Origin of the sequence: Enterococcus sp. E4-150, from assembly GCF_035726465.1 — a bacterium.
Taxonomy (GTDB): domain Bacteria; phylum Bacillota; class Bacilli; order Lactobacillales; family Enterococcaceae; genus Enterococcus_B; species Enterococcus_B faecium.
The window spans coordinates 40,849-62,395 of the sequence record NZ_JAPRGK010000009.1; the positions used below are offsets into that span (position 1 = coordinate 40,849).

At 38.1% G+C, this 21,547-nt stretch carries 20 protein-coding genes and 1 pseudogene; 19 read left to right on the forward strand and 2 right to left on the reverse strand.

Going from position 1 to position 21,547, the window contains the following annotated elements; all coding sequences use genetic code 11:
* Positions 1 to 71 precede the first annotated feature (71 nt).
* The 6 genes from OZ002_RS08880 to OZ002_RS08905 all read left to right on the forward strand — a co-directional run bounded on the left by OZ002_RS08880 (position 72) and on the right by OZ002_RS08905 (position 4,601).
* On the forward strand, positions 72 to 278 hold the full coding sequence (locus OZ002_RS08880; protein WP_125179210.1) for a hypothetical protein: 207 nt from the start codon (positions 72 to 74) through the stop codon (positions 276 to 278).
* An 85-nt stretch (positions 279 to 363) separates the two neighbouring features.
* On the forward strand, positions 364 to 765 hold the full coding sequence (locus OZ002_RS08885; protein WP_002286825.1) for an organic hydroperoxide resistance protein: 402 nt from the start codon (positions 364 to 366) through the stop codon (positions 763 to 765).
* Between the two features lie 154 nt (positions 766 to 919).
* On the forward strand, positions 920 to 2,251 hold the full coding sequence (locus tag OZ002_RS08890) for an FAD-containing oxidoreductase (RefSeq protein ID WP_156249088.1): 1,332 nt from the start codon (positions 920 to 922) through the stop codon (positions 2,249 to 2,251).
* A 21-nt stretch (positions 2,252 to 2,272) separates the two neighbouring features.
* A complete protein-coding gene (locus OZ002_RS08895; protein ID WP_156249089.1) occupies positions 2,273 to 2,899 on the forward strand; it encodes a cysteine hydrolase in 627 nt (208 codons plus the stop codon).
* Positions 2,900 to 3,080: 181 nt separating this feature from the next.
* Positions 3,081 to 3,662: a TetR/AcrR family transcriptional regulator gene (locus OZ002_RS08900; protein ID WP_156249090.1), complete on the forward strand. Its 582-nt coding sequence runs from the start codon at positions 3,081 to 3,083 to the stop codon at positions 3,660 to 3,662.
* A gap of 363 nt (positions 3,663 to 4,025) precedes the next feature.
* Complete coding sequence (locus OZ002_RS08905; protein WP_002331662.1) at positions 4,026 to 4,601, forward strand: SOS response-associated peptidase; 576 nt, start codon at positions 4,026 to 4,028, stop codon at positions 4,599 to 4,601.
* 204 nt (positions 4,602 to 4,805) lie between these two features.
* Here the strand turns inward: OZ002_RS08905 and OZ002_RS08910 are convergent, their stop codons facing one another.
* Positions 4,806 to 5,144, reverse strand: a complete 339-nt coding sequence (locus OZ002_RS08910; protein WP_002306002.1) for a hypothetical protein — start codon at positions 5,142 to 5,144, stop codon at positions 4,806 to 4,808.
* Between the two features lie 286 nt (positions 5,145 to 5,430).
* Between OZ002_RS08910 and mazE the strand changes: the two genes are divergently transcribed.
* The 5 genes and pseudogenes from mazE to OZ002_RS08935 all read left to right on the forward strand — a co-directional run bounded on the left by mazE (position 5,431) and on the right by OZ002_RS08935 (position 8,175).
* Positions 5,431 to 5,661 carry a type II toxin-antitoxin system PemI/MazE family antitoxin gene (mazE, locus tag OZ002_RS08915; RefSeq protein ID WP_002323011.1) on the forward strand — a complete coding sequence of 77 codons (231 nt, stop codon included), beginning with the start codon at positions 5,431 to 5,433 and terminating at the stop codon, positions 5,659 to 5,661.
* On the forward strand, positions 5,661 to 6,002 hold the full coding sequence (locus OZ002_RS08920) for a type II toxin-antitoxin system PemK/MazF family toxin (RefSeq protein ID WP_002306003.1): 342 nt from the start codon (positions 5,661 to 5,663) through the stop codon (positions 6,000 to 6,002). The genes mazE and OZ002_RS08920 overlap by 1 nt, the downstream gene beginning before the upstream one ends.
* Before the next feature lie 848 nt (positions 6,003 to 6,850).
* Positions 6,851 to 7,036, forward strand: a complete 186-nt coding sequence (locus OZ002_RS08925) for a hypothetical protein (protein ID WP_002304207.1) — start codon at positions 6,851 to 6,853, stop codon at positions 7,034 to 7,036.
* Between the two features lie 504 nt (positions 7,037 to 7,540).
* Positions 7,541 to 7,735: a hypothetical protein gene (locus tag OZ002_RS08930; RefSeq protein ID WP_002295146.1), complete on the forward strand. Its 195-nt coding sequence runs from the start codon at positions 7,541 to 7,543 to the stop codon at positions 7,733 to 7,735.
* A gap of 190 nt (positions 7,736 to 7,925) precedes the next feature.
* A pseudogene (locus OZ002_RS08935) lies at positions 7,926 to 8,175 on the forward strand (transposase).
* Positions 8,176 to 8,418: 243 nt separating this feature from the next.
* Here OZ002_RS08935 and OZ002_RS08940 read toward each other — a convergent pair.
* Positions 8,419 to 9,249 (reverse strand): manganese catalase family protein, encoded by an 831-nt coding sequence (locus OZ002_RS08940; RefSeq protein WP_002286789.1) that lies wholly within the window; start codon positions 9,247 to 9,249, stop codon positions 8,419 to 8,421.
* Positions 9,250 to 9,456: 207 nt separating this feature from the next.
* Here OZ002_RS08940 and OZ002_RS08945 point away from each other — a divergent pair, with 207 nt between their 5' ends.
* From OZ002_RS08945 to OZ002_RS08980, 8 genes are all read left to right on the forward strand, one after another.
* Positions 9,457 to 10,791, forward strand: coding sequence for an ABC transporter substrate-binding protein (locus OZ002_RS08945; RefSeq protein ID WP_156249092.1), 1,335 nt, complete (start codon positions 9,457 to 9,459; stop codon positions 10,789 to 10,791).
* Between the two features lie 40 nt (positions 10,792 to 10,831).
* A complete protein-coding gene (locus tag OZ002_RS08950) occupies positions 10,832 to 11,743 on the forward strand; it encodes a carbohydrate ABC transporter permease (RefSeq protein WP_002286787.1) in 912 nt (303 codons plus the stop codon).
* Positions 11,740 to 12,594 carry a carbohydrate ABC transporter permease gene (locus OZ002_RS08955; protein WP_002286786.1) on the forward strand — a complete coding sequence of 285 codons (855 nt, stop codon included), beginning with the start codon at positions 11,740 to 11,742 and terminating at the stop codon, positions 12,592 to 12,594. The genes OZ002_RS08950 and OZ002_RS08955 overlap by 4 nt, the downstream gene beginning before the upstream one ends.
* Positions 12,591 to 13,208: a YesL family protein gene (locus OZ002_RS08960; RefSeq protein WP_156249093.1), complete on the forward strand. Its 618-nt coding sequence runs from the start codon at positions 12,591 to 12,593 to the stop codon at positions 13,206 to 13,208. Before OZ002_RS08955 ends, OZ002_RS08960 begins: the two co-directional genes overlap by 4 nt.
* A 1-nt stretch (position 13,209) precedes the next feature.
* Positions 13,210 to 13,728, forward strand: coding sequence for a phosphatase PAP2 family protein (locus tag OZ002_RS08965; RefSeq protein WP_002286782.1), 519 nt, complete (start codon positions 13,210 to 13,212; stop codon positions 13,726 to 13,728).
* Between the two features lie 297 nt (positions 13,729 to 14,025).
* Complete coding sequence (locus tag OZ002_RS08970; RefSeq protein ID WP_252704095.1) at positions 14,026 to 18,534, forward strand: SpaA isopeptide-forming pilin-related protein; 4,509 nt, start codon at positions 14,026 to 14,028, stop codon at positions 18,532 to 18,534.
* Complete coding sequence (locus tag OZ002_RS08975) at positions 18,534 to 19,847, forward strand: pilin N-terminal domain-containing protein (RefSeq protein ID WP_002331659.1); 1,314 nt, start codon at positions 18,534 to 18,536, stop codon at positions 19,845 to 19,847. The genes OZ002_RS08970 and OZ002_RS08975 overlap by 1 nt, the downstream gene beginning before the upstream one ends.
* Positions 19,840 to 21,537 (forward strand): SpaH/EbpB family LPXTG-anchored major pilin, encoded by a 1,698-nt coding sequence (locus OZ002_RS08980; protein WP_325083151.1) that lies wholly within the window; start codon positions 19,840 to 19,842, stop codon positions 21,535 to 21,537. The genes OZ002_RS08975 and OZ002_RS08980 overlap by 8 nt, the downstream gene beginning before the upstream one ends.
* Positions 21,538 to 21,547 lie beyond the last annotated feature (10 nt).

The window sequence follows — 21,547 nt, forward strand, 5'->3', positions numbered from 1 at the left end:
GCTTGGACAACAAAAAAAGTGGTAAGGTTAAACCGAGTGCTGGTAAGGTGGCCAGCAAAAGGAGGAAAAAAATGGTAACGAATATGGTTATTTTTTTAACAGTATTGGTCTATGGGGTCAACTTTCTGGTATATATGTATCTTAAAATCAATCATATAAAAGATTATTTAGAAAAGATTGCTATTTATTTTGGAACGAATATGACGCTGTTGTTCACGAGTAGTATTTTTTTGTTTTTTGGAAAAATAGTAGAAGACGGCATTCTGGTATTCGAATAAGCAGAATTTTTGTAGAAAGCGCCTTACTTGTCATACACTATAATTATAGCCAAGTAGCAAATGGTCAATCGAAAGGAGCAGTACAATGAAAAAAGCATACGAAACAGCAATGATCAACCATGGCGGGCGCAATGGAGAAGTCGAGGCACCAAATGGCTCGATGCATATGAAAATCACTCCTCCAGGAATCCATGCAGAAGGAACAAATCCAGAACAATTATTTGCAGCAGGTTATGCTTCTTGTTTCAATGGGGCGGTACAACATATGATCAAAGAAGCAGGAATGACAGCAGAGTCCACAGTAAAAGCACGTGTCTCTCTTTATAATTTAGATGATGGCGGCTATCAGATCGGTGTAGTATTAGAAGTGCATATCGATGGCATCAGCGAAGAAGAAGCCCAAAAAATTGCAGAAGATGCGCATGAATTCTGCCCTTACTCCAAAGCAACTAGAGGAAATATCGATGTAGAAGTAACGATTGTTTAGAAGAATAAAGGAAATCGAACCAGACTAAAAACGTGAAAGGACCGCTTTTTGTCTGGTTTTTTTTGACAAATAAAGCAGATGATTTGGAAAATAGACGATTATCGGTTATCATATTTTTGTACCAATCGGTAGGTAAAAAAGAAGCGAGGTAAAAATGATGGAAAAATATCAAAATATTGTGATCGGTTTTGGAAAGGGCGGTAAGACTTTAGCGAAGGCGTTAGCTTCAAAAGGTGAATCGGTTTTAGTCGTTGAAAAGTCAACACGTATGTATGGCGGAACATGTATCAACATCGGCTGTATTCCTTCTAAATCATTGATTTTCAATGGAGAAAGAGGAATCGACTTTACAGAGGCTGTTGCTCGGAAAGAAAAATTGACGGGCATGCTTCGAGCCAAAAATTATCATATGATCAGCGATGAGGCAACTGGGACAGTGATGGACGGTACAGCACGTTTTCTTTCTAACCATCAAATCGAAGTGACGAATAATGGTGAAAAAGTGATTGTTGAAGGCGAACGGATTTTCATCAATACTGGTTCTGAACCAATCATTTTACCAATCAAAGGATTGAATACAAGTCGCTACTTGATTGATTCTACGCAAGCGATGGATCAGGAACAATTACCGGAAAAATTAGTGATCATCGGGGCTGGATATATTGGCTTGGAATTTGCATCAATGTTCAATGAATACGGATCTAAAGTTGTCGTTCTTGATGCCCATCCTGAATTTCTTCCTCGTGAAGATGAAGATATCGCGCAAATGATTTTAGAAGACATGACAAATGCGGGAATCGAATTCCATCTAGGTGTATCTGTAGATCAAGTAGCAGACCAAGAATCAACAGCTGCCGTCACCTTTACAGAAGATGACCAAGAAGTAACAATCCAAGCGTCAAAAGTTTTGGCTGCAACTGGAAGAAAACCAAGTACAGCATCACTTGGATTAGAAAATACAGATGTTAAACTAACAGATCGCGGAGCAATCGCTGTGGATGAATACCTTCGTACAGATGCAGACAACATTTGGGCGATTGGAGACGTCAAAGGCGGATTGCAGTTCACTTATATCTCTCTAGATGATTATCGAATCATTATGGATCAGTTGAAGGGCGAGAATAAACGAACAACGAATAACCGGAAAGCTGTGCCTTACAGTGTATTTATCACTCCGACTTTATCCAATGTAGGTTTAACAGAAAAACAAGCCAAAGCACAAGGCGTCAATTACAAATTATTCAAGTATATGACAAGCGGTGTCCCTAAAGCACAAGTATTAGAGGATCCTAAAGGTGTATTCAAAGTTTTAGTCGACCCTGAAACTGACTTGATTCTAGGGGCAAGTATCTATGCGGAAGATTCTCATGAAGTCATCAACTTGATTTCGCTAGCTATGAATGGAAAACTTCCTTATACGTTATTGAGAGATCAAATCTATTCTCATCCAACAATGAGTGAAGCTTTAAATGATGTATTAAAATAAATAACGAATGGAGAATCCACCATGTTCAATAATAAAAATACAGCAATAGTTCTCACTGACCCGCAAGTCGAGTTCTTGAAACCAGCAGGCGGTGGCTTTGGTTTGACAAAAGATATCTTAGAAAAATACAATACGATCGAAAACATGATCGAAATGGTGAAACAAGCAAAAGAAAAAGGATACAAACTCTTTATTTCTCCTCATTATTTTTACCCACATGACCATAAATGGCAATTTGGCGGTGCAGGAGAACATATGATGCTTGAACAGCAGATGTTTGCTAGAAAAAGTCAATATGAATCAGTTGAAGAAGGTTCAGGAGCTGATTTCATCGAAGAATTGAAACCATATTTGGATGAAAATACGATTATCAGCTCTCCTCATAAAATCTTTGGACCAGAAAGCAATGATTTGGCGCTCCAATTGAGAAAAAATGGAATCGACACAGTGATTCTTGGTGGAATGAACGGAAACTTGTGTAGCGATTCCCATATGCGTGAATTGGTAGAGAGTGGATTCAATGTTGTGGTAGCGACAGATGCAATTGGTGCTCCTGGTCAAGAAGCAATGGATGCAGCGTTGACGAACTTTGGCTTTATTGCAGATCAAGTGATGACAACAGAGGAAGTATTAGAGCAACTATCATAAGATAGGAATTGCTTTTGTCCTCGCAGTTCTTGAATCAATGAACATCTAGCTATATGAGAACAGTTTTATAGTGAGGGCTGTGTCAGATAGTTTGCACAGTCTTTTTTAAACGATTAAGAAGAAAAAATGATGAATTTATTGTATAATATAGGACTATGAGAAATGAAAAAGGAGAATATCATTGAAAACAAAGGAAAAGATCTTGGAAGCGACCAAAGATCTTATTTATAAAAAAGGCTATCATGAAACGTCAATCCGAGATATTCTAGCAGCTTCTGAGACGGGGAAAGGGCAATTTTATTATTACTTTTCTTCAAAAAAAGAAGTTTGTCTAGCGGTGATCCATGCGCATATGGTCGTGTGGCAGACAGAATTGTTCGAAGACATCTTAAATGCTGGAAAACAGCCAGAAGAAGCATTAGAAGAAATGTTGGACTGGATTTTTGCTGATCATGAGACACAGATCACTTATCATGGCTGTCCTGTAGGTAATTTGATTATTGAGTTGAGTACAGTGGATGAAGAATACCGTCTGTTGCTACTAGAATTAGTCAATCAATGGGTCAAGTATACGAAACAAAATATCCTGGCACTTTCTGAAGAAAAACTGTCCGATGCAGAGGCAGACCGTCAAGCCAAAGCGTTGATTGCTGAAATCCAGGGAAGTATCTTATTGTTGAAAGTCACACAGGATCTATCACTACTTAGACAAAATTTTCAATTGATCAAAGAAAGATTGTTAACTTCGCAAAAGGTTCTTTAATAATTAGAGGTTGTGAAAAAGCTGCCCTGCATCAAGTAATAAGAACAGCCAAATAAAAATAGCTGCTCATATTTTTCGTTTGGTTGGGCTTATTACCGCAGATGCAAGCTTTGGAACACCGTTTACCCAGAGGTCGTAAGCCTGCCGTTTCACTCCGAGTCACAAGGAACAATTTCAAAAAGCAGCTTCTCATGTTTGTTGAATATTGTGACTTGTGACCGAGGAGTTGGCAGGAGAATACCATTCACTGGAGAGTTTGTCACTTGTCACAACTTTTTTAGTTCTACACAAATTGAAAGCGTTTTGTTGGTGCGAACTTCTTGTTGCAGTGTATGATAGAAAAAAAGATTGGGAGGGATTAGGATGTGTGGTCGTTATTTTTTTGATCTAGAGTCAGAGCTCCTTCAGAATTATTATCGAGAAGCCCAGAAGAAACAACCGGAGCAGGCAGCAGAATTAGCAGCTGGAGAAGTTTTTCCGTCAAATCTTGTTGTGACGTTAAGAAAAGAGGAAGAAAACATCCTCACTCCGGAAATCATGAAGTGGGGATTTACCGGATTTAAAAAAGGACAATTGATGATTAATGCCCGTGCAGAGACAGTAGAAGAAAAAAAGACCTTTCATCAACCATTTTTGCAAAATCGTTGTGTTTTCCCAATGAGTGGCTTTTATGAGTGGAATGAAGAAAAAGACAAATTTATGTTTTCAAATAAGGAAAAAATAGTGTATATTGGCGGTTTTTATCGTAGCCATCAGGATGAAAAAATGGCAGAATCAATCATAATGACTACTGAACCTAACCGCACAGTCGCACCAATCCATGACCGAATGCCGCTTGTCTTGACTGAAGAACAAATCGAACCTTGGGTAACAGATATTTCTTTTGCGCGAAAAATCATTACTCAGCAGATGCCTGAATTAGTAATGGAGAAGGTATAACATAATCGATTTTTCAAAGAAAGAGCGGCAAAAAACGAAAAAGACTTCAGCACAGATCCCAAAAACAAAGAGAACAGAAGAAATGCTCATAAGCTGCATATACTGCATCTATAGAGTCACAGTCGACCTTTCTAAGGTATAGCTTCTATTTGTTTTTTACTCGTGCTGCGAGTCTTTTTTATTTATACCTAACGATGTTTATCATTATGACTCTTTGAATTCTTGGAATCTAAAATTCAAACTTAACGACTGGTTGGCAGTTGTATATTCTCTGAGTTTATAGATAAGAGGTTGCCATTTATCCACATTGATATGAGTTGGATCATGTAAAATCCCTTCTTCTACAAAAATAGCTACGATCTCACATTCTACAATAGCAAAGTCTTCTCTAGTTGAAATTCGTTGAACCAACGTTTCTATTTGAATCGGGCATTCTTTGATCCGAACAGTTGAAACTTCTTCACCTGCTAGTTTCGTGAACTTTCCCAATTGAAATTTGTCAGAGCAAAAGGAATAGCCAGCTTTTTGTTTATAATCGGGCATGATAGGATGGCCTGTTGTCTTTGAAATTTTCTCCCAAAGCGTTTTATCTGCAAAATTGAAGGTAGCGGGGGGTTAGCTATAGTATTTGGGTAGCTTTTGGATCCATAGGTTCAATGTTTCTTGGATTATTTTTTTATTTAAAGAAAAAATGAACTGGCTACAATTTATTTCTATTTATATCCAATAAGATATACTTTAAACAAAACAATTTTCTAGATAGTTTACAAAGGGGAATTTTGCGTTACTTAGTGTTATATAGTATACTTTTATTAAGGGAGTGATGATAATGCTTGTTACAAAATCTAGATTACAAGGAAGTTCTGTAGTGGTAACTTTACCTTCTGATAACGGAAAGAAACCTTCAGAAAACCAAGAATATATCGTTGTGTATTCTGATGATGGAACAATTACGTTAGTTCCAAAAATTGAAGATCCATTTAGTGGTGGGGAAGAGGCCGAGTATTATGAGAAAGACGAATGGGAAGATTTAACTCCTGAAGGGAGAGAAATTTTATAGTGTCAGGAGAAAGAATTTATATTCCTAAAAAAGGTGATATTGTATGGATTGATTTTGATCCCTCAGTAGGAAAAGAAATTCAAAAAAGACGACCAGGACTAGTCGTCTCTCGTTATGAATTTAACCGTAAAACAATGTTTTCGGTCATATGTCCAATTACTTCCACTATAAAGAATTTACCGACACGTTACTCATTACCTGAAGAGCTAGATATAAAAGGACAAGTAATTATTACACAATTAAAATCTCTTGATTTTAAGAAACGAAAACTCAAAAAAATAGAAAACTTACCATTGCAAGACATGGCTAAAATTGATCAGATTATACAGTATATGTTTTAAGCATTGTAAGTAAACTCTATAATATTTTTATATGCTAAACATAACGAAATTAAAAAAAGGCCAAGTAAATGTCGTTCATTCTACTAGTGTGGTCGATGGGATTAATTTCCGTATCTTAAACTAAAGAATATATAGCATTTTAAACGAATGATTGAGGTGATTTCCTCAAGTCATTCGTTTTTTTGTGTCACAAAACTTGTTTTTTCACGACATATCTTAACGTATACGAAAAGTCGCGACAATACTTTAACAGAAAGAAGAAAAAGAACAACTGACAGTTTTAGTCCTAAAAAATCTAAACTCTTTAGATATGAGTAATATCATTTTAAACTATATCGATGCTCAAAACGTAAAATTTGGGATCAAGATCTGTCTAGGAAAGAATTTCTATAGTTTAACTGAATAACACAAAAAGGCATATCATGCGACAAGAAAAACAATGAAAAGAGAAATTTGCCATCACTGGAACATCCGTACAGAAATTAGCATAGATTCTGAAAAATCTACCGCTAGTTTTTATTTAGTTGTTCTAACGACACCAATACTTGTAATGCTCGAAAATGTGCAATTGGGTCAGATAGTGAACCAAAGTAGAATCTCAAAGCGACAATTATGAATGTAAAAGTACCTTTTATGATTAGTTTATTCTCTAATTGATTACATCCCGTATAATTAATAAAATTACTTTACCGATTACACGATCTTATGTCAGTAGAGCTTTTAGGTACACTATCAATACAGTTCATTCCAGTATAATGTAAGTTTTTTTTTATTTTGAGTCACTTTTTGTCAATATTATTATTTACAATACCTTCTATAATAAAAGCTATTTAAGGAAGTGTTTATGAATGAGTAAAAATTCTAAAGGATTCCTAACCATCTTATTAGCTTTTATAGGGTATATGTTGGTTGGGCTGCTAAAATCATACAGTAATGAGTTGCTGAATTTTTCAACATTTATTAATGATACATTAGTTCCAAGTTTGTTTTTCATTGTATTTTTTGCTGTTGGTTATTTTATAATAAAGATATGATGACTAATTTAGCTCAACTATTCCAGCGTCAGCTGAAGATATTGCAATTCCCGATTCCTTAATCATTTATCTGGATGAGACAGAAAGTGAAGTTGCAACAGATGTGCATGTAGTTGAGGATAAAAATGATAGTTTAAAAATTAATAGTTCAGATACTTTACTAAGAGTAAGTCCTATCTTTTCAGCTGTTATTTAGATGCAAGTAGCAACTAAGTTAGGTAGTACTCCTGCAATGGATAGGTATTGGTGTGTTCGATATATAAGTGGTCGAAGTATCAAGGTTATGTATACTGGATGGGAGATAGAAGAGTTAAAAATTGGAGGTCACCGCCACAAATGGAATTTAGATTTAGAGGTACCTTAGATTTGGTATAGTTATTAAACACCAGATGCCCTGGTTTGTAGGGAAAGTCGAAGAGTATTTTTCCACTTCTGCGCCCCTTTAATTTTTCTAGTAATGCCGTGAATTTGTGATTAATTGGAAATATGAAGAAAGGAGAGTCTATGAAAACAACACTAGTTCTATTCTATAAAAAGCATCCTTATTTTACACTTCTGATAAATATATTGTTGGCTAGTGTTATCGGGATTTCTGTTGAATATCTAATAAATAAAGATTTCATAGGTTCTGGTTTTTATACGGCTTTATTTCTTGGACTTCTTGAAGCATTTTCAATTTATAAAAAATCAAAAAAATAAAATAGATTGTCGTAAGAGATCTTTTTCATTTCATTTTTTTCTGAAAACCCGTTGTTTCTGTCAGTGAAGCAGCGGGTTTTTAGATTTATTGTCTTTAGACCTAATTGAGCGCGCCGAGCGAGTGAAATACAAAACCACTTGCTATGCGGGTGGGGCAATAAAGGGAAATAGTTTAGCCCGTACAAAGTAGATGTGTAAATACCACATTGCATTCACACCAAAGTATAGAAGAAAAATAATTTATAATCAATATCGAGCCAATATTCAGGAGATCATCAAGAGATTGTGCAAATCTAAAATATAAATTTGGATATCGACACTTTTGGGTGGAAGGATACTATGTGACAAAAGTAGGACAAAATGAAGCGACCATCAAAAAGTACATTCAAGAACAAGAAAAACATGATAGTGCGTTAGATAAGCTGAGTGTACGAGAGTAAGACGATCCTTTTAAGGGCTAAGGAGTAGTACATAAACCTTTTAAGAGGTGGGCAAAACTGGCAAAGGCAATATGGCTTGAACATAAAATATGAAAGCCAGCGTCTTTGGGCGCTGGCCGGTGTTTTGAGCTTATAGCTCTAGAGAAAACCACCCTTTTGAAGGGTGGTTATGATTAATGACTTTAGTCAGTTTTGCTCACAAAGCGTGTGGAACAAAAAACGGGTGTTTCTACGGGTAGATATTTATTTCTTGAATGGAGGTGTCCCATACATTTTTGGTGTTACTGGTTCTAATTTTGGCGCAGCGCCTTCGATCTTAGGTTCTTTCAACCATTGATATTCGCCTTCGCCATCCAATGCTTTGCCGCTAGCCCAAGAACCCTCACTACTTTGGTCTCCCTCTGAGAAGTTATAGAAGTCATAAGCAATGTCTTTTCGTTCTTTGTCACGCGGGAAAGTACTTGGGACTAAGATTGAACCTTCTTTTTCTTCTAATTCTTTCACTGCACATTCCCATAGATTTTGATGATAGCTATCTCTTGCAAGGAGAACAGACAGCATATCTTTTACGCCACGATCATCGATCATTTCGTAAATACGTGCTACTTGAAGTCTTCCTTGTGATTCGGCATTTAAATTAGCTCTAAAGTCTGCTAACAAGTTGCCACTCGCAATGATATAGGCACCGCTCCATGGATTGCCCACGCTGTCAGCAGGACGAGGTCCTAAGCCAGCTACGATCGCGTGCTGTGGATTCATTCCAGAGATAATGGCACCGATTGTTGGATCTTTTTGCATCGCTGCTTCTTGATCTTCAACAGGCGCACCCTCTAATAAACGAGCAACCATTGTCGCCAACATTTCCACGTGGCCGATTTCTTCTGTTGCAATGTCCATCAGCATATCTTTATATTTTTCTTCTCCTCGGCAGCTCCAGCCTTGGAACAGGTACTGCATAGCTACACTCATCTCGCCATATTGGCCGCCGATCAGCTCCTGCAGATATTTCGCGATTAATGGATTCGGACGATCTGGTTTTGCTTCAAACTGCAATTCTTTCTGGTGTCTAAACATCAAAATTCCTCCTAATCTATTTTTAATACATTCTCATTCTGCTACGAAAGATTAAAAAATTCAAAGAAAACGCTCGCGAATTATATAAAGTATTGGTATCATTAATAATTTTTTTAGAATCATACCTTATAAATTGTTATTTTCAGAACAAAATGATATCGTTATATTAAAACCGACATCGGTTACATTAAAATTTGGAGGTAAAATATGAAAAAATTATTGTTTACAGGGTTGCTGGCAAGTTCAGCATTTTTTTTATTAGGAGGATGCGGATCAAGTAATGCAAGCGATGCCAGTTCAAGTGCAGCAAATTCTTCTGAAAAAACAAGTGATGGAAGAAAAAATATTGATTTCTGGTCCTTTTGGGGATCCGGTGCACGAAAAGAAGCTATCGAAGAAATCATTGAGGATTTCAATCAATCACAAAACGAGATCCATGTAAATTATAAGTATCAGCCATGGGGGGATATTTGGACTAAATCTTTATCTGCAATAACAGCTGGAAATGCACCCGATGTTATTGTACAGGACATAAATTCCGTTGCCCAAAGAGCAGAAGCACAGCAAGCAACTAATCTCTCCAAATATGTAGAAAAAGACACTTCTAAGGATTTTTATCCGCAGCTTTGGGATACAGTAGAATATGAAGGTGATCCTTATGCGATCCCATTCAATACAGATACACAAGTCATTTTTTATAATAAAAAGTTATTTAAAGAAGCTGGAATCAGTGAACAAGATCTACCGACAACTTGGGATGAATTAGAAGAAACAGCACGTAAACTAGATAAAAAAGAAGGAAAAGAATTTACACGCATCGGTTTTTATCCATTATGGAATTTAGGGGCTGATGTATGGGCGCTAAACGCAGATAACGGGACTAGTTGGTTTGACAAAGATGAAAAAGTCAAGATTGATACTAAAAATAAAGTGGAAGCCTTGGAGTGGATCCAAGACTGGCAAGATTATTATGGGAAAAATACGATCAATAAATTAGAAGCCGAATTTGGGTCTGGTGTATCTGATCCATTTATTTCCGGATTAGTAGCCATGCGTGCCCAAAATATCAATTATTACTCTAGTTTGATGGAAAATGCACCGGATGATTTTGATTTTGGCGTGATGCAGCTCCCAGAAAAAGAAGAAGGTTCAGGCCATTGGTCATGGGGTGGCGGATTCGTCTTGGAAGTACCATACGGAGCAAAAGATCCTGAGGCCTCTTATGAATTCATCAAATATCTTTCTTCTCCAGAAGTACAAGAAAAATTCGGCGAAAAAAGTTTTGATATCATGGCGAGCAAGACAGCCAATGAGAATTTAGTGAATAATGACAACCTAACGGATAAAGGAAAAATGATCTATCAAATGGCGGACGAAAACTTTAAAAATACGGTGATCACACCAGTTCCTTTAGATGCTCCGGATTACACGACATTAGTGAATGAACAGATTGACCAGATTCTTTTAGGAACAAAATCACCAAAAGAAGGATTGGCAGATGCACAAAAAGCAGTAGAAAACTTAGTCAAGCAAAATCAATAATCCATTTTTGACTGTCTAGGTACAGAGGAGGCAAGAAAATTTGAAGCGTTTATCTATCCGAAAGAAAAAAGAAGCAAGATGGGCCTATTTATTTATCTCGCCTTTTATTATCGGGTTCTTGGTATTTATGCTAGGGCCTATGCTTTTTTCAGTTATTGGTAGTTTCACCGATTATAATTTGACATCCAAGATGAATTTCATTGGTCTAGCAAATTTCAAAAGAATGTTCGTTCACGATGATTTATTTTGGAAATCGTTATACAACACCGTTTATTTCGTCATCTTCAATGTACCGCTGACGACGATTTTCAGTGTGTTTTTAGCCACAGTACTCAATCAAAAAATCAAAGGAATCAGTGTATTCCGTACAGCTTTCTATTTACCGGCAGTCTTATCAGGAGTAGCAGTCTACATCTTATGGATGCAGCTGCTTTCTCCATCTGCAGGATTGATCAACACATTTCTGGGCTGGTTCCATATCCCTGGACCAGCTTGGCTGTTTGATCCACAATGGACGAAACCTGCGTTGATTTTGATGAAAATATGGAGTTCTGGAGGAGCAATGCTACTTTACTTAGCTACATTACAAAATGTTCCTAGATCTTTATATGAATCAGCAGAAATCGATGGAGCAGGCGTTTGGGGAAAGTTCAAAAGTATTACTTTGCCATTAATCACTCCTATTATTTTTTACGATGTGATCACCTCTACGATCGGTTCTTTCCAAATTTTTCAAGAAGCTTATGTCATGACGAAAAATGGAACAGGCGGACCTGCAAATTCTTTGCTTTTTTATAATCTGCATATGTGGAACAAGGCGTTCGTAGCTTTTGATATGGGTTATGCGATGGCTATGTCAATGATCCTGTTTCTGATCGTGTTGGTTCTGACGTTTGTCAATTTGAAGCTTGCACCTAAGTGGGTCTATTATTCTGGAGGTGACGGCAAATGATGGATTATTTCAAAAAGACCAGTGTGAATCGGCAAACAAAAAAAATACTAAGTTATGTCCTCATGACAGTAATAGGAATCATTTTGATCATTCCATTGCTTTGGATGGTGTTTACTTCATTGAAACCAATGGAAGAAATCGTTCGTTATCCTCCGACCTTTTTCCCAGAAAAAATCGTATGGGAAAACTATCTGGATACGATTGCCGCCTTTCCTTTTTGGCGCTATGCAAGAAATACATTATTCATCACTGTGCTAGTAGTGATCGGTAATGTCCTTTCAAATTCTTTTATTGCTTATGGATTTGCGAAGCTTGATTTTCCTGGGAAAAAGCTGATGTTTGCTTTGGTTCTTTCTACGATGATGATCCCGGGGTTTGTAACGATGATCCCTCAATATGTATTATTCTCCAAGATCGGCTGGGTAGGTACTTATTTGCCCCTGATCGTTCCATCGTTCTTCGGCAATGCGTTCAATATATTTCTGATGCGTCAATTTTACTTATCGATCAATAATGAATTGATCGAAGCTGCTGAAATCGACGGAGCGAATCATTTGTACATTTGGAGTCATTTGATGCTTCCATTGACGAAACCTGCCTTGATTACCATTGCGATCAATTCCTTCAACGCAGCTTGGAATGATTTCTTAGGTCCTCTGTTATATATCCAAGATCAAGAAAAATACACGTTACAGATTGGCTTGCAAGTTTTTCAGAACCAAGCAACGACACAATGGAATTATCTGATGGCAGGAGCAACACTTGTCTTGATCCCGACGATTTTGCTGTTCTTTTTTGCACAACGTTATTTCATTGAAGGGATGGATTTGACAGGAGGTTCAAAAGGATGATGAATCGATCGATTGGTAAAAAAGCCAATGATTATTTCTTAGAAATCATTGAATGGATTCCACATCTTATCCATTTACAGCTACTATGGTTCCTGTGCGTCTTGCCTGTTTTCACATTAGGAACTGCAAGTCGAACAGTTCTGTATATGATTTATCATTACAAAAAAAATGAAGAGAAAAAGCTCGGTTCACTATTCTGGAAAAAGTTTCGTGAGAACTTCTCTCTTTATGGAAAGCAAGATAGTTTAGCAAGTGTTTATTTTCTTCTTCTATTGATCGATTATCAGATTTTCCGCTATTGGGGTGGGGGAATTGGCTATACATTGATGTATACTACGTTGTTTTTGCTTCTATTAAGCGCGCTTCTCTTTAGTTACAAAATCTTGCTTCAACTGGAACAAAAAGAAGCTTCTTGGATTACTGCATTTTTCTTGTTTTTTAATGATTTCAAAAGCGCGCTTTTCTATTTGGCAGGCACGTTGATCCTTCTTGTCGCATTCTGGTTTGCAGGACCAATCTATTTTGCTTTATTAGGTTTCAGTTTCTTGTTTTATTTTCAAGTCCTGCTTTTTATCCATCGTACGCAAGAAAAGGTTCTTAAAAAGGAGGAATAACATGTTGCGTTTGATTGCTAAAATCGATGATAGTATTATCAACAAGTTCGCCAAGCAACGGAAAACGGATAGTCGAAAAATCAATTTTTTGAAATTTATCAGTAATATCTCTAATGGTGGTTTTATTTGGTTGCTCCTTGCTGCTGTTTTAGTCTTGATACCTGATACTAGAGAATATGGTCTAGCCATTCTTATCGGCAGTTTGATCTATTTTTTTGTTGGTTTGCTTTTTATCAAAAAAACGACAAGACGGAAAAGACCTTATGAAAAAAATCGTCGGCTTGTCCTTTACACAAGTAAACCGAAGACATCTTCTTTTCCTTCAGGACACACAGCGCTAGCCTTTTTATCAGTAGCTGCGTTGTTCGAATTAAGTCCAGTTGCAGGAATATTAGCCTTTTTATTTGCTTGTTTGATCGCTTATTCGAGGATTTTTTTACTTTTACATTATCCTACTGACATTTTAGGAGGAGCTATTTTAGGAAGTGTTATTGGCATCCTATGCGCTGCCGTTATCTGAATTAATTGTACGAATAAAGCATGAGTGCGTAAATGCGCATTTGTGCTTTATTTTTTTGTTTCGAGGAAAGCGTAGTTGTTTATTCATTTGTCTTAATAACTTAAGTTTTGTTAAATGAGAACGTTATAAAATTTTATAATTTAATTTTAATAATAAATGTTGTATAATTGGTGTTTTTTAACTAAAAAGGATATCATTTGATTTAAAATTAAAATTAAATTAAATTATAATTAGATGGGTATTGTTTTGTTGATTGTTGTGAAAGAAGACAAATATTTTTGAAAGGAGTATAAGGATGTGAAAGGGTTAAAATTGAAGCTTTTGCAGTTAGTAACTGTCAGTTTGCTATTTGGACCATATTTCCAGTCAGTCTATCATATGACGACACTGGATGTAGCTGCTGAGTCAACAGAAACAAAGGAGGATGAGGTATTCTTAGATGAGGACTATGCAAAAATTGAAGGGAAGTATATTGAAAAAGAAGAAACCCTTGAATGGCATCTGGCTTTTGAAAAAAAGGAAAGTGCCAATGAAGGTAGAATACGTTTAGCAATCGATGCGGCAGCCGCCGGGATTGGTACCGTAAAAAACGTTCGTGGAACAGGTCTATCCTCCTATGATGAAGATGGAGAAGACCTAAAAGCCGAGACGATCGATGGTCAAGAATGGTATGTCGGAAAAGTTTATTCAAAAGAAGCAGAAACCGGCACATTGATTTTTGAAACAGAAAAGATCCCCGATGTGAACGAAGGGGAACTACCTCTTCAAGTGGTGGTTGATGAAAGAATAGATAATCAAGAATTACAAGAAAATGAAACTGATACAGAAGATTCCGCTGAAATTCAACGTAGCGAAGAAAATGAGATGGAAAAGCTGGACGAACCAATCGTACCCAGCGGTCAAGCACTCCAGCGCATTCAACGCCAGTTATTCAACGGTATTTTGGAGCGTCTTGGGCCAACAGCTACGCAAGACCCCTATGAATATATCTATCCTAGCGGAGAAGTTGAAAACGAACAGCATCGCTACCCGAAATTTACAACGAATGACTATACAAAAGTGTTAGGAAATTGGACACAAAGCAATGAACGCTATCAAGGAGACAAAGGCTCGCCATATGACGGAGAGAACTTGATCGATGATAGTGATTATACAAACGGGGGAGCGAACTGGCGAAATTACGACTATGCTACTAATAATGGATCAACTGCAGGCGAAGAAGATAGAAACGTTCCAGCTCAAACCGTTCAGCTTTGGGGAAATGAACGGAATTTTGAAAACAGTTACTTGGATTATAACGGGGCGTACATCAAAAAATGGGTAGAACCTGTTCTGCCAAGCAGCACAGCATCTGATCTACATCCTGAAGATGCAACAACCCTTTACAATGTCTATCTAGATGTCATCGGGGGCGAGAAAAAGGAAATCAGTCCAATCGATATCGTTTTTGTTCTAGATAAGTCAGCGAGTATGAGTGAATTAACTGTTGGGACCAATAGTCAAACTAAAAATGCTGCGTTGATTGAGGCAGTAAACGAAATGAGTAAAGATCTGCTCTCTGACCCGAGTCTGGATATTCGAATCGGTATGGTGAATTTTTACCATAATAGTACAGCTATCAATAACCATGAGCAAATCAGTTCGGACATCTTTCCATTGACAAATGATATCAATCGTTTGACGGGAAGTGAGAATACAGCATTAAATCGTACACCAATCGGAGGAACTCCGCTTACACTAGGGCTTAAAAATGGCTATGAAACATTGTATAAAGACAATGGCGGAGAAAATAGAAATCCAGAAAAAATCCTGATCGTTGTGGGAGATGGGACACCGACCTTCAGTTATGCACCGATTCAGTCAAGTTATCGTACGAACACTAATGGAGCTTGGAGCAACTGGACTGTGATGGAAGATAAGATTGCTGAAGATAATGGCGTTTTGTTCAGAAATTTTGAGGAGTTTTCTGGGAATACTTCTAATGCAGGGTTTACTCATCCAGTTACCTATGCATCTGACTTTAACCGTCCAGAAGATGAAGTAAATGTACACTATCGTTATGGAGAGGTAAAAGAAGGAGATAATAAAGCGACTCACTGGGTTGGTGATGGTTCTTCTAATAACAATACGAATGGCAGTCCTACTTCGCAAGAAAAGTCATCTGCGATCAACACAGTTGCTTATCATCATTGGCTGAAAAACAAGTATCAAGAGAACCCGCCAAGTATCTTCTCCATTGGTTTAGGAATCGATGGAAACGTTAGCGGGAGACAACGACTAGATGCTATTGGACGAAATGTATTGAAAAATATTGCTGATTTAGAAGAAGATGGCGTAACACCGCGATATTACAATGCGAACAACAAGAATGACATTGTTACAGCCTTGGAGGATATCTCTTCTACCTTCAAGAGAACGATCCAGCAAGCCACACTTTATGATGAAACTGGTTTTAATGTCTCACCATTTAGAGCTGGCAGATCGGCAGATATTCAGTTTTACCATCTAGATCCAGGAGAAAACGGCATGAAGTACCAAGAGCCAGAAATATGGGATGAAGAACGTCATGGACAAGCCCCACCAGAAGTAGTGGCGACTCCGACAACGTATGTCGGACGGGAAAACCAAGCTTATAAATTTTCTCCGATTTCTTTAGGTGAAGGGGAAATGGTCAGGATCAAGTACCAAGTAAAACTTGATGCGGGAGCTCAAGACGGAAATTTTTACACAGTGAACAATATGGCCTATATTCAGAACCTGGAGGATTATGAGAATGATATCACTACTGGACGGATGTATTTCCCATCTCCTTCCATTCGTTACGAACATAAAGGCCGTAATTTCCAAGTCAGCAAGAAGGGTCAAAATGGCGAGCCGTTGGCTGGAGTCGAATTTGCATTATATGACCAAAATCCAGAGAGTGGGGAAGCCGAACCAATCGAAACAAGTAAAACGACCACGGACGGAATAGCGATCTTTGAAACGAAGATGCCGATTTTAGGAGATGAAACTGGAGCAGTCAGCGACATATTTTGGATCAGAGAGATCGCTGGACCACCACGTTATCAGTTAGTAGATGAGACATATCAATTCCAAATCAAAAAATATGCAGCCAACGAAGATGAGATGTTAGGTCACTACGAGCTTGTAGATGAATATACATCTGGTTCGAGAGTCGGCGGACCGGAAGGTAAAGATCCGAATTCCTATTATGAAGGAGAATATCACAAGCTTTCTGTTGTACAAGAGCCCAACATAGAAGGCACAGAGTATGATGAGTTGTATGTCAAACTGGAAATGCGAAATGAATTCAAGCCAATCCACATGAATATCAATAAACTAATTGAAGGAAGTAATATGCCAATCAATGGCGCAGAGTTTGAACTTTATGAAACAGATGGTAACGGACTGGAAATCGGATATCCAGTAGCGAAAGGGCTTTCTGGTGTGAACGAAGTGGAGGAAGAGAAAGGGAGGCTCACGTTCTATTCAGTAGATGAAGACGGGAAATATGTAATCGTGGATGGTGAGAAAGTTATTCATCCAATCGGAGAGCCAGATTCATTTGTTTATAAGGATAGTGAAGAAACTACTAACTATGCAGAATACAAAATCATTGAGAGCCAGAACCCAGAAGGTTTCAAAGAACCTGACGAAAATGACACATGGATCTTGCGAATTTACGATAATGGTATAGGGACTATCCAGCTCAAGCAAACAGGTGAAGAAAATTGGCAATATCTCACGTATACAACAGATGAAGAGGATCGTTTATGGGTAGCATTCACTGCTTACAATACGTTTGATTATCGGGAGATCCGAGTGAGAAAATTAGACCATGAAGGCCATACATTAGATGGTGCAGGTTTCGATATCAGGAAAGTGGGGGATTCTTCCTTCCCGCTGTATCGAGCATACACTGGTAATCCGTTAGAACCAGAAGAATCGAAACGTTTGCCTGGGATCGGATACTTCTATTCTCGTGCCGTAGGAGTAGAAAAGTATGTCGATTTAAATTACGACCAACCCCTGCATCTGTCTATCGGTGAATATGAGGTCTCGGAATCTGTCGCACCAAATGGGTATCGGCTATCTGATCAAGTGTTCCAGTTTGCACTGAATGAAGAAGGTAAGTTTATCATTGAAGATACGGTCATCGAAGACGAAACTGCTCCCTTGCCGGAAGGCTATGAAATCATCGATGGTGTACTACAAGTAACCTTAGAAGATGAACTAGCGCCAATCGATTTGGAACTTTTGAAAATTGACAGTATGAATAGCCGACGTCTCGAAGGCGCAGAATTTTCAATTGAGAAACAAAATAGTGCAGGAGAGTATGAAATCATCGAGGGAGGCTTGGCACCAGATCCAAACGATTCTTCCCTATTCAATGCTTCAGACTTGTTGGAAGGGGTCTATCGGATCAAGGAAGTGAAGTCACCTGACAGCTATAGAAAACTTCCAGGTTACTTTATTTTAGAAATTAGTTATCGAGAAGAACCTGACATAGAAAATGATCGGGTAGTTCCAGGAAAAGAAGCGGGTACACTAAAAGTTGAGATTTCGTATTATCCAAACGAAGAAGCAGAGACGCCTGATCTACAGCAAGAGTTAGAATATGAACTTTTGGAGACAAATCGAATCAGATTACAGCTTAGTGTCGGGAACGATCCTGAAAATCCGTTGCCTGCTACAGGAGGATCCGGACGATTATTCTATATCCTGCTTGCTGCATTCTTCATGGCGCTTGCAGGAGCAGCCTATGGTTTGTTTGTCAGACAATCTAAAAAGGAGGGAGCAAGGTAATGAAAAAGCTGTTGTGTTTGATGCTTCAATTACTTGTTTTACTACCGCTTGCAGCAGTCCTTCTTCCACAGGCGATGTCGGCAGAAGAATCAGGGGAAGATGTCGTGGAATTCGTGTTGCATAAACGGATGATTCGAGATATCGATTATAACGATCAATTTGAATACCATGAAAATGATGGCTTGGCTATCTCTGAGGAAGCAGGGGAAACAGCAGATATCATTTCACAGACGGTGCCACTAAATGGAGCGACATTTGCCATTTACGACATGACCGATTATTATCATGAAAAAAAAGCTGCTGAAAACATGACTCCTAAAGAATTCGTCCAGCAAATCGCTGAAACGAACAGAAACAATATCCGTCAGCTAATCACAGAAGAAAGGCTTGTCCAAATAGGGACTTCGGTAACAACTGGGAAAGATACGGTTGGCGGATTAGGAGACGGGATTGCACGTATCAAAGCACCTAAGAAAAACCAAGATCGGGATGCAGTTTATTTGATTTTCGAAGAATCGATTGATCCAGAAGTTGGATTGGATGTTGATATCGATCAGACAGCTATCCCAATTGCTGCTATTTTGCCAATTTATCACCCGACAGAATCAACCGAGGAACTGCAAGAGATTCATATCTATCCTAAAAATGTCGGTTATCTAAGAGATCCATACTTCTTCAAGTATGGACGTCAAAGAGGAACAACTGAAAAAGGAAAACCATTAGAAGGTGCTGTTTTTGCTCTATATCAGATGATAGAAGGGGAGAAATATTATTTAGATATGGCTCCTGCTAATGACTTGAAAAATCAATGGATCAAACCAGCAGACAATGATCCTTTGAATGACAAAAATGTAAGCAAATTCATTTCGGATAAAGAGGGCCTTGTTACGACAGGACAACGTTTCTTGCCTTCTGGCACCTATTATTTTGAAGAATTAAAAGGTGTGGAAGGTTACGAGATGGATGAAGCAAGTAAGAGAATCGAGGTCATCATCCCTGAATTTTGGGTGGATGCAAAAGGCCAACCACAATATGTAGTAGTTAACGGACAGGAGATGGCTGAATTAGAATCCGGGAAAGTTCCAGTCTCTGCCTATGAATCCGCAACACCACGTGTTTATAACGAGACCGTAAAAGAAACAACGGACAACCCGAAAGAGCCGAGTGGTCCAAGCAATCCAGGTCAATCAGGAAAATGGTCCGTATTCCCGCAAACGAATGAAGCAAGAACGTTGATTTCTTTACTAGGAATTCTTTTATTGTTAGGTGCTGTTTTATTAATAAAAAAAGAACGGGGAGAAAAAAATGAATAAAAAAATGATTGTCACGGGAATGAGTGTACTGTTACTCGTTACTGCGGGAATAGGGATTTTCGGGAACGGAAAACTAGTCCAAGCCGAAGAAGTCGCACAAAAACCAAGTGAAGTGACGATTACATTACACAAAAAAGGTTTCTCATCTGTTCCGGAAGAACGACCGAATAGCGGATTGGTTTCTACGGATTTTGGTGAAGAAAATATTCCAGGAGTCGATTTTGATTTGTTTGACGTAACGGAAGTATATTACGATTTGATTCGAGATAATCCTTTAACTCCGGAACGAGAAGACGGTCTTAATTCTGCCGAAGCGATTGAATGGATTCAAAAACGGCACACAGAAAGTTGGTTTTTAAAATATCGACTGACAAGTATTGACAAACAAACAACGAATGAAGCTGGAGAAGCGGTATTTTCTACCGTCCAAGTGACGGAAGAAGCACCTTCTTCTAGAGATAAAGTCTATCTTTTCTTAGAAACTTATTCGCCAGCTCATATTTCCAGAATCGCGTCTCCAATGGTTGTTATGATGCCAGTGATGATGCCTGATATGGTGGATGGTGTGTGGTATGGTTCTACATGGAAAGACACATACAATACAGATGTGCATTTGTATCCGAAAAACGAAATCAGAGAAGCAGATAAACAGATGAATGTAGAGGAAAGCGACCTTAGACAAGTAACGATTATTAATGAAGCTGGAGAACAAGAAACGATTTCTTATATTGATCTAGAAAGAGGAAAAACGGCTTCTTACACGATCACAGCACCTATTCCTTATTTCATCGATTCTGTCCTTGAAAACGGAAGCGCTGTTATCAAAAATTACAAAATCACAGATACGCCTACAGTTGGTCTAACTTATTATGATCAGGAAATAGAAGTGCGAGCCGGCGAGACGATTTTAACAAAAGGACAAGATTATATAGTAGAAGTAGTAAACAACGGGTTTGTCGTGACGATTTTGACAGAAGAAAATGGAGTAGCCAAAGTAGATACTTTAGGTAGATTAGCAGATGCACGTGGAGGAGATTTAACGATCACGTATAATTTGAAGGTTTCCACAGAACTAGAAGCGGATGATTTCCATAACAACACAGCGGTTATTGAAATCGGACGAAATGATGAATTTGATTATGAAGAAGGAGTAGAGCCGCCAGAGAAAGTCACAACAGGTGGAAGAAAGTTTGAAAAATATGATGCATCAAGCAGTGAATTGCTTAAAGATGCAAGATTCGAATTGTGGAATGAAGACCGTTCTGAATACGCAATATTTTATAAAGGGGAGTCGCCTTTAGCTGTTTATGAATCAGGAGCAGATAGAATTGAGTGGGCAACAAGCGGACAAGCAACAGAATTTGTCGCAGATGGAAATGGATACTTTGAGGTTCAAGGGTTAGATTATGGAACCTATCAAATGAAAGAGACCATGGCGCCAGAAGGTTATGTACTTCCAACAGGTGAGGCAGCCTTTACTGAATTTATCATCTCTTATGGAAGCTATAATGAAGAAATTCAGATCGTAGGAGTAGAAAATCCAGGGCCAGAAAGAGTACCGAATATGAAACGCGGGTCACTTCCTGCTACTGGTGGGAACGGGCTCTTGGCATTCTTACTAATCGGAATAAGTTTGATGATTGGAGCGTACAGCTGGTACCGTAAATCTAAAATGAAGTCTGAAGTATAAGCAACAAAAA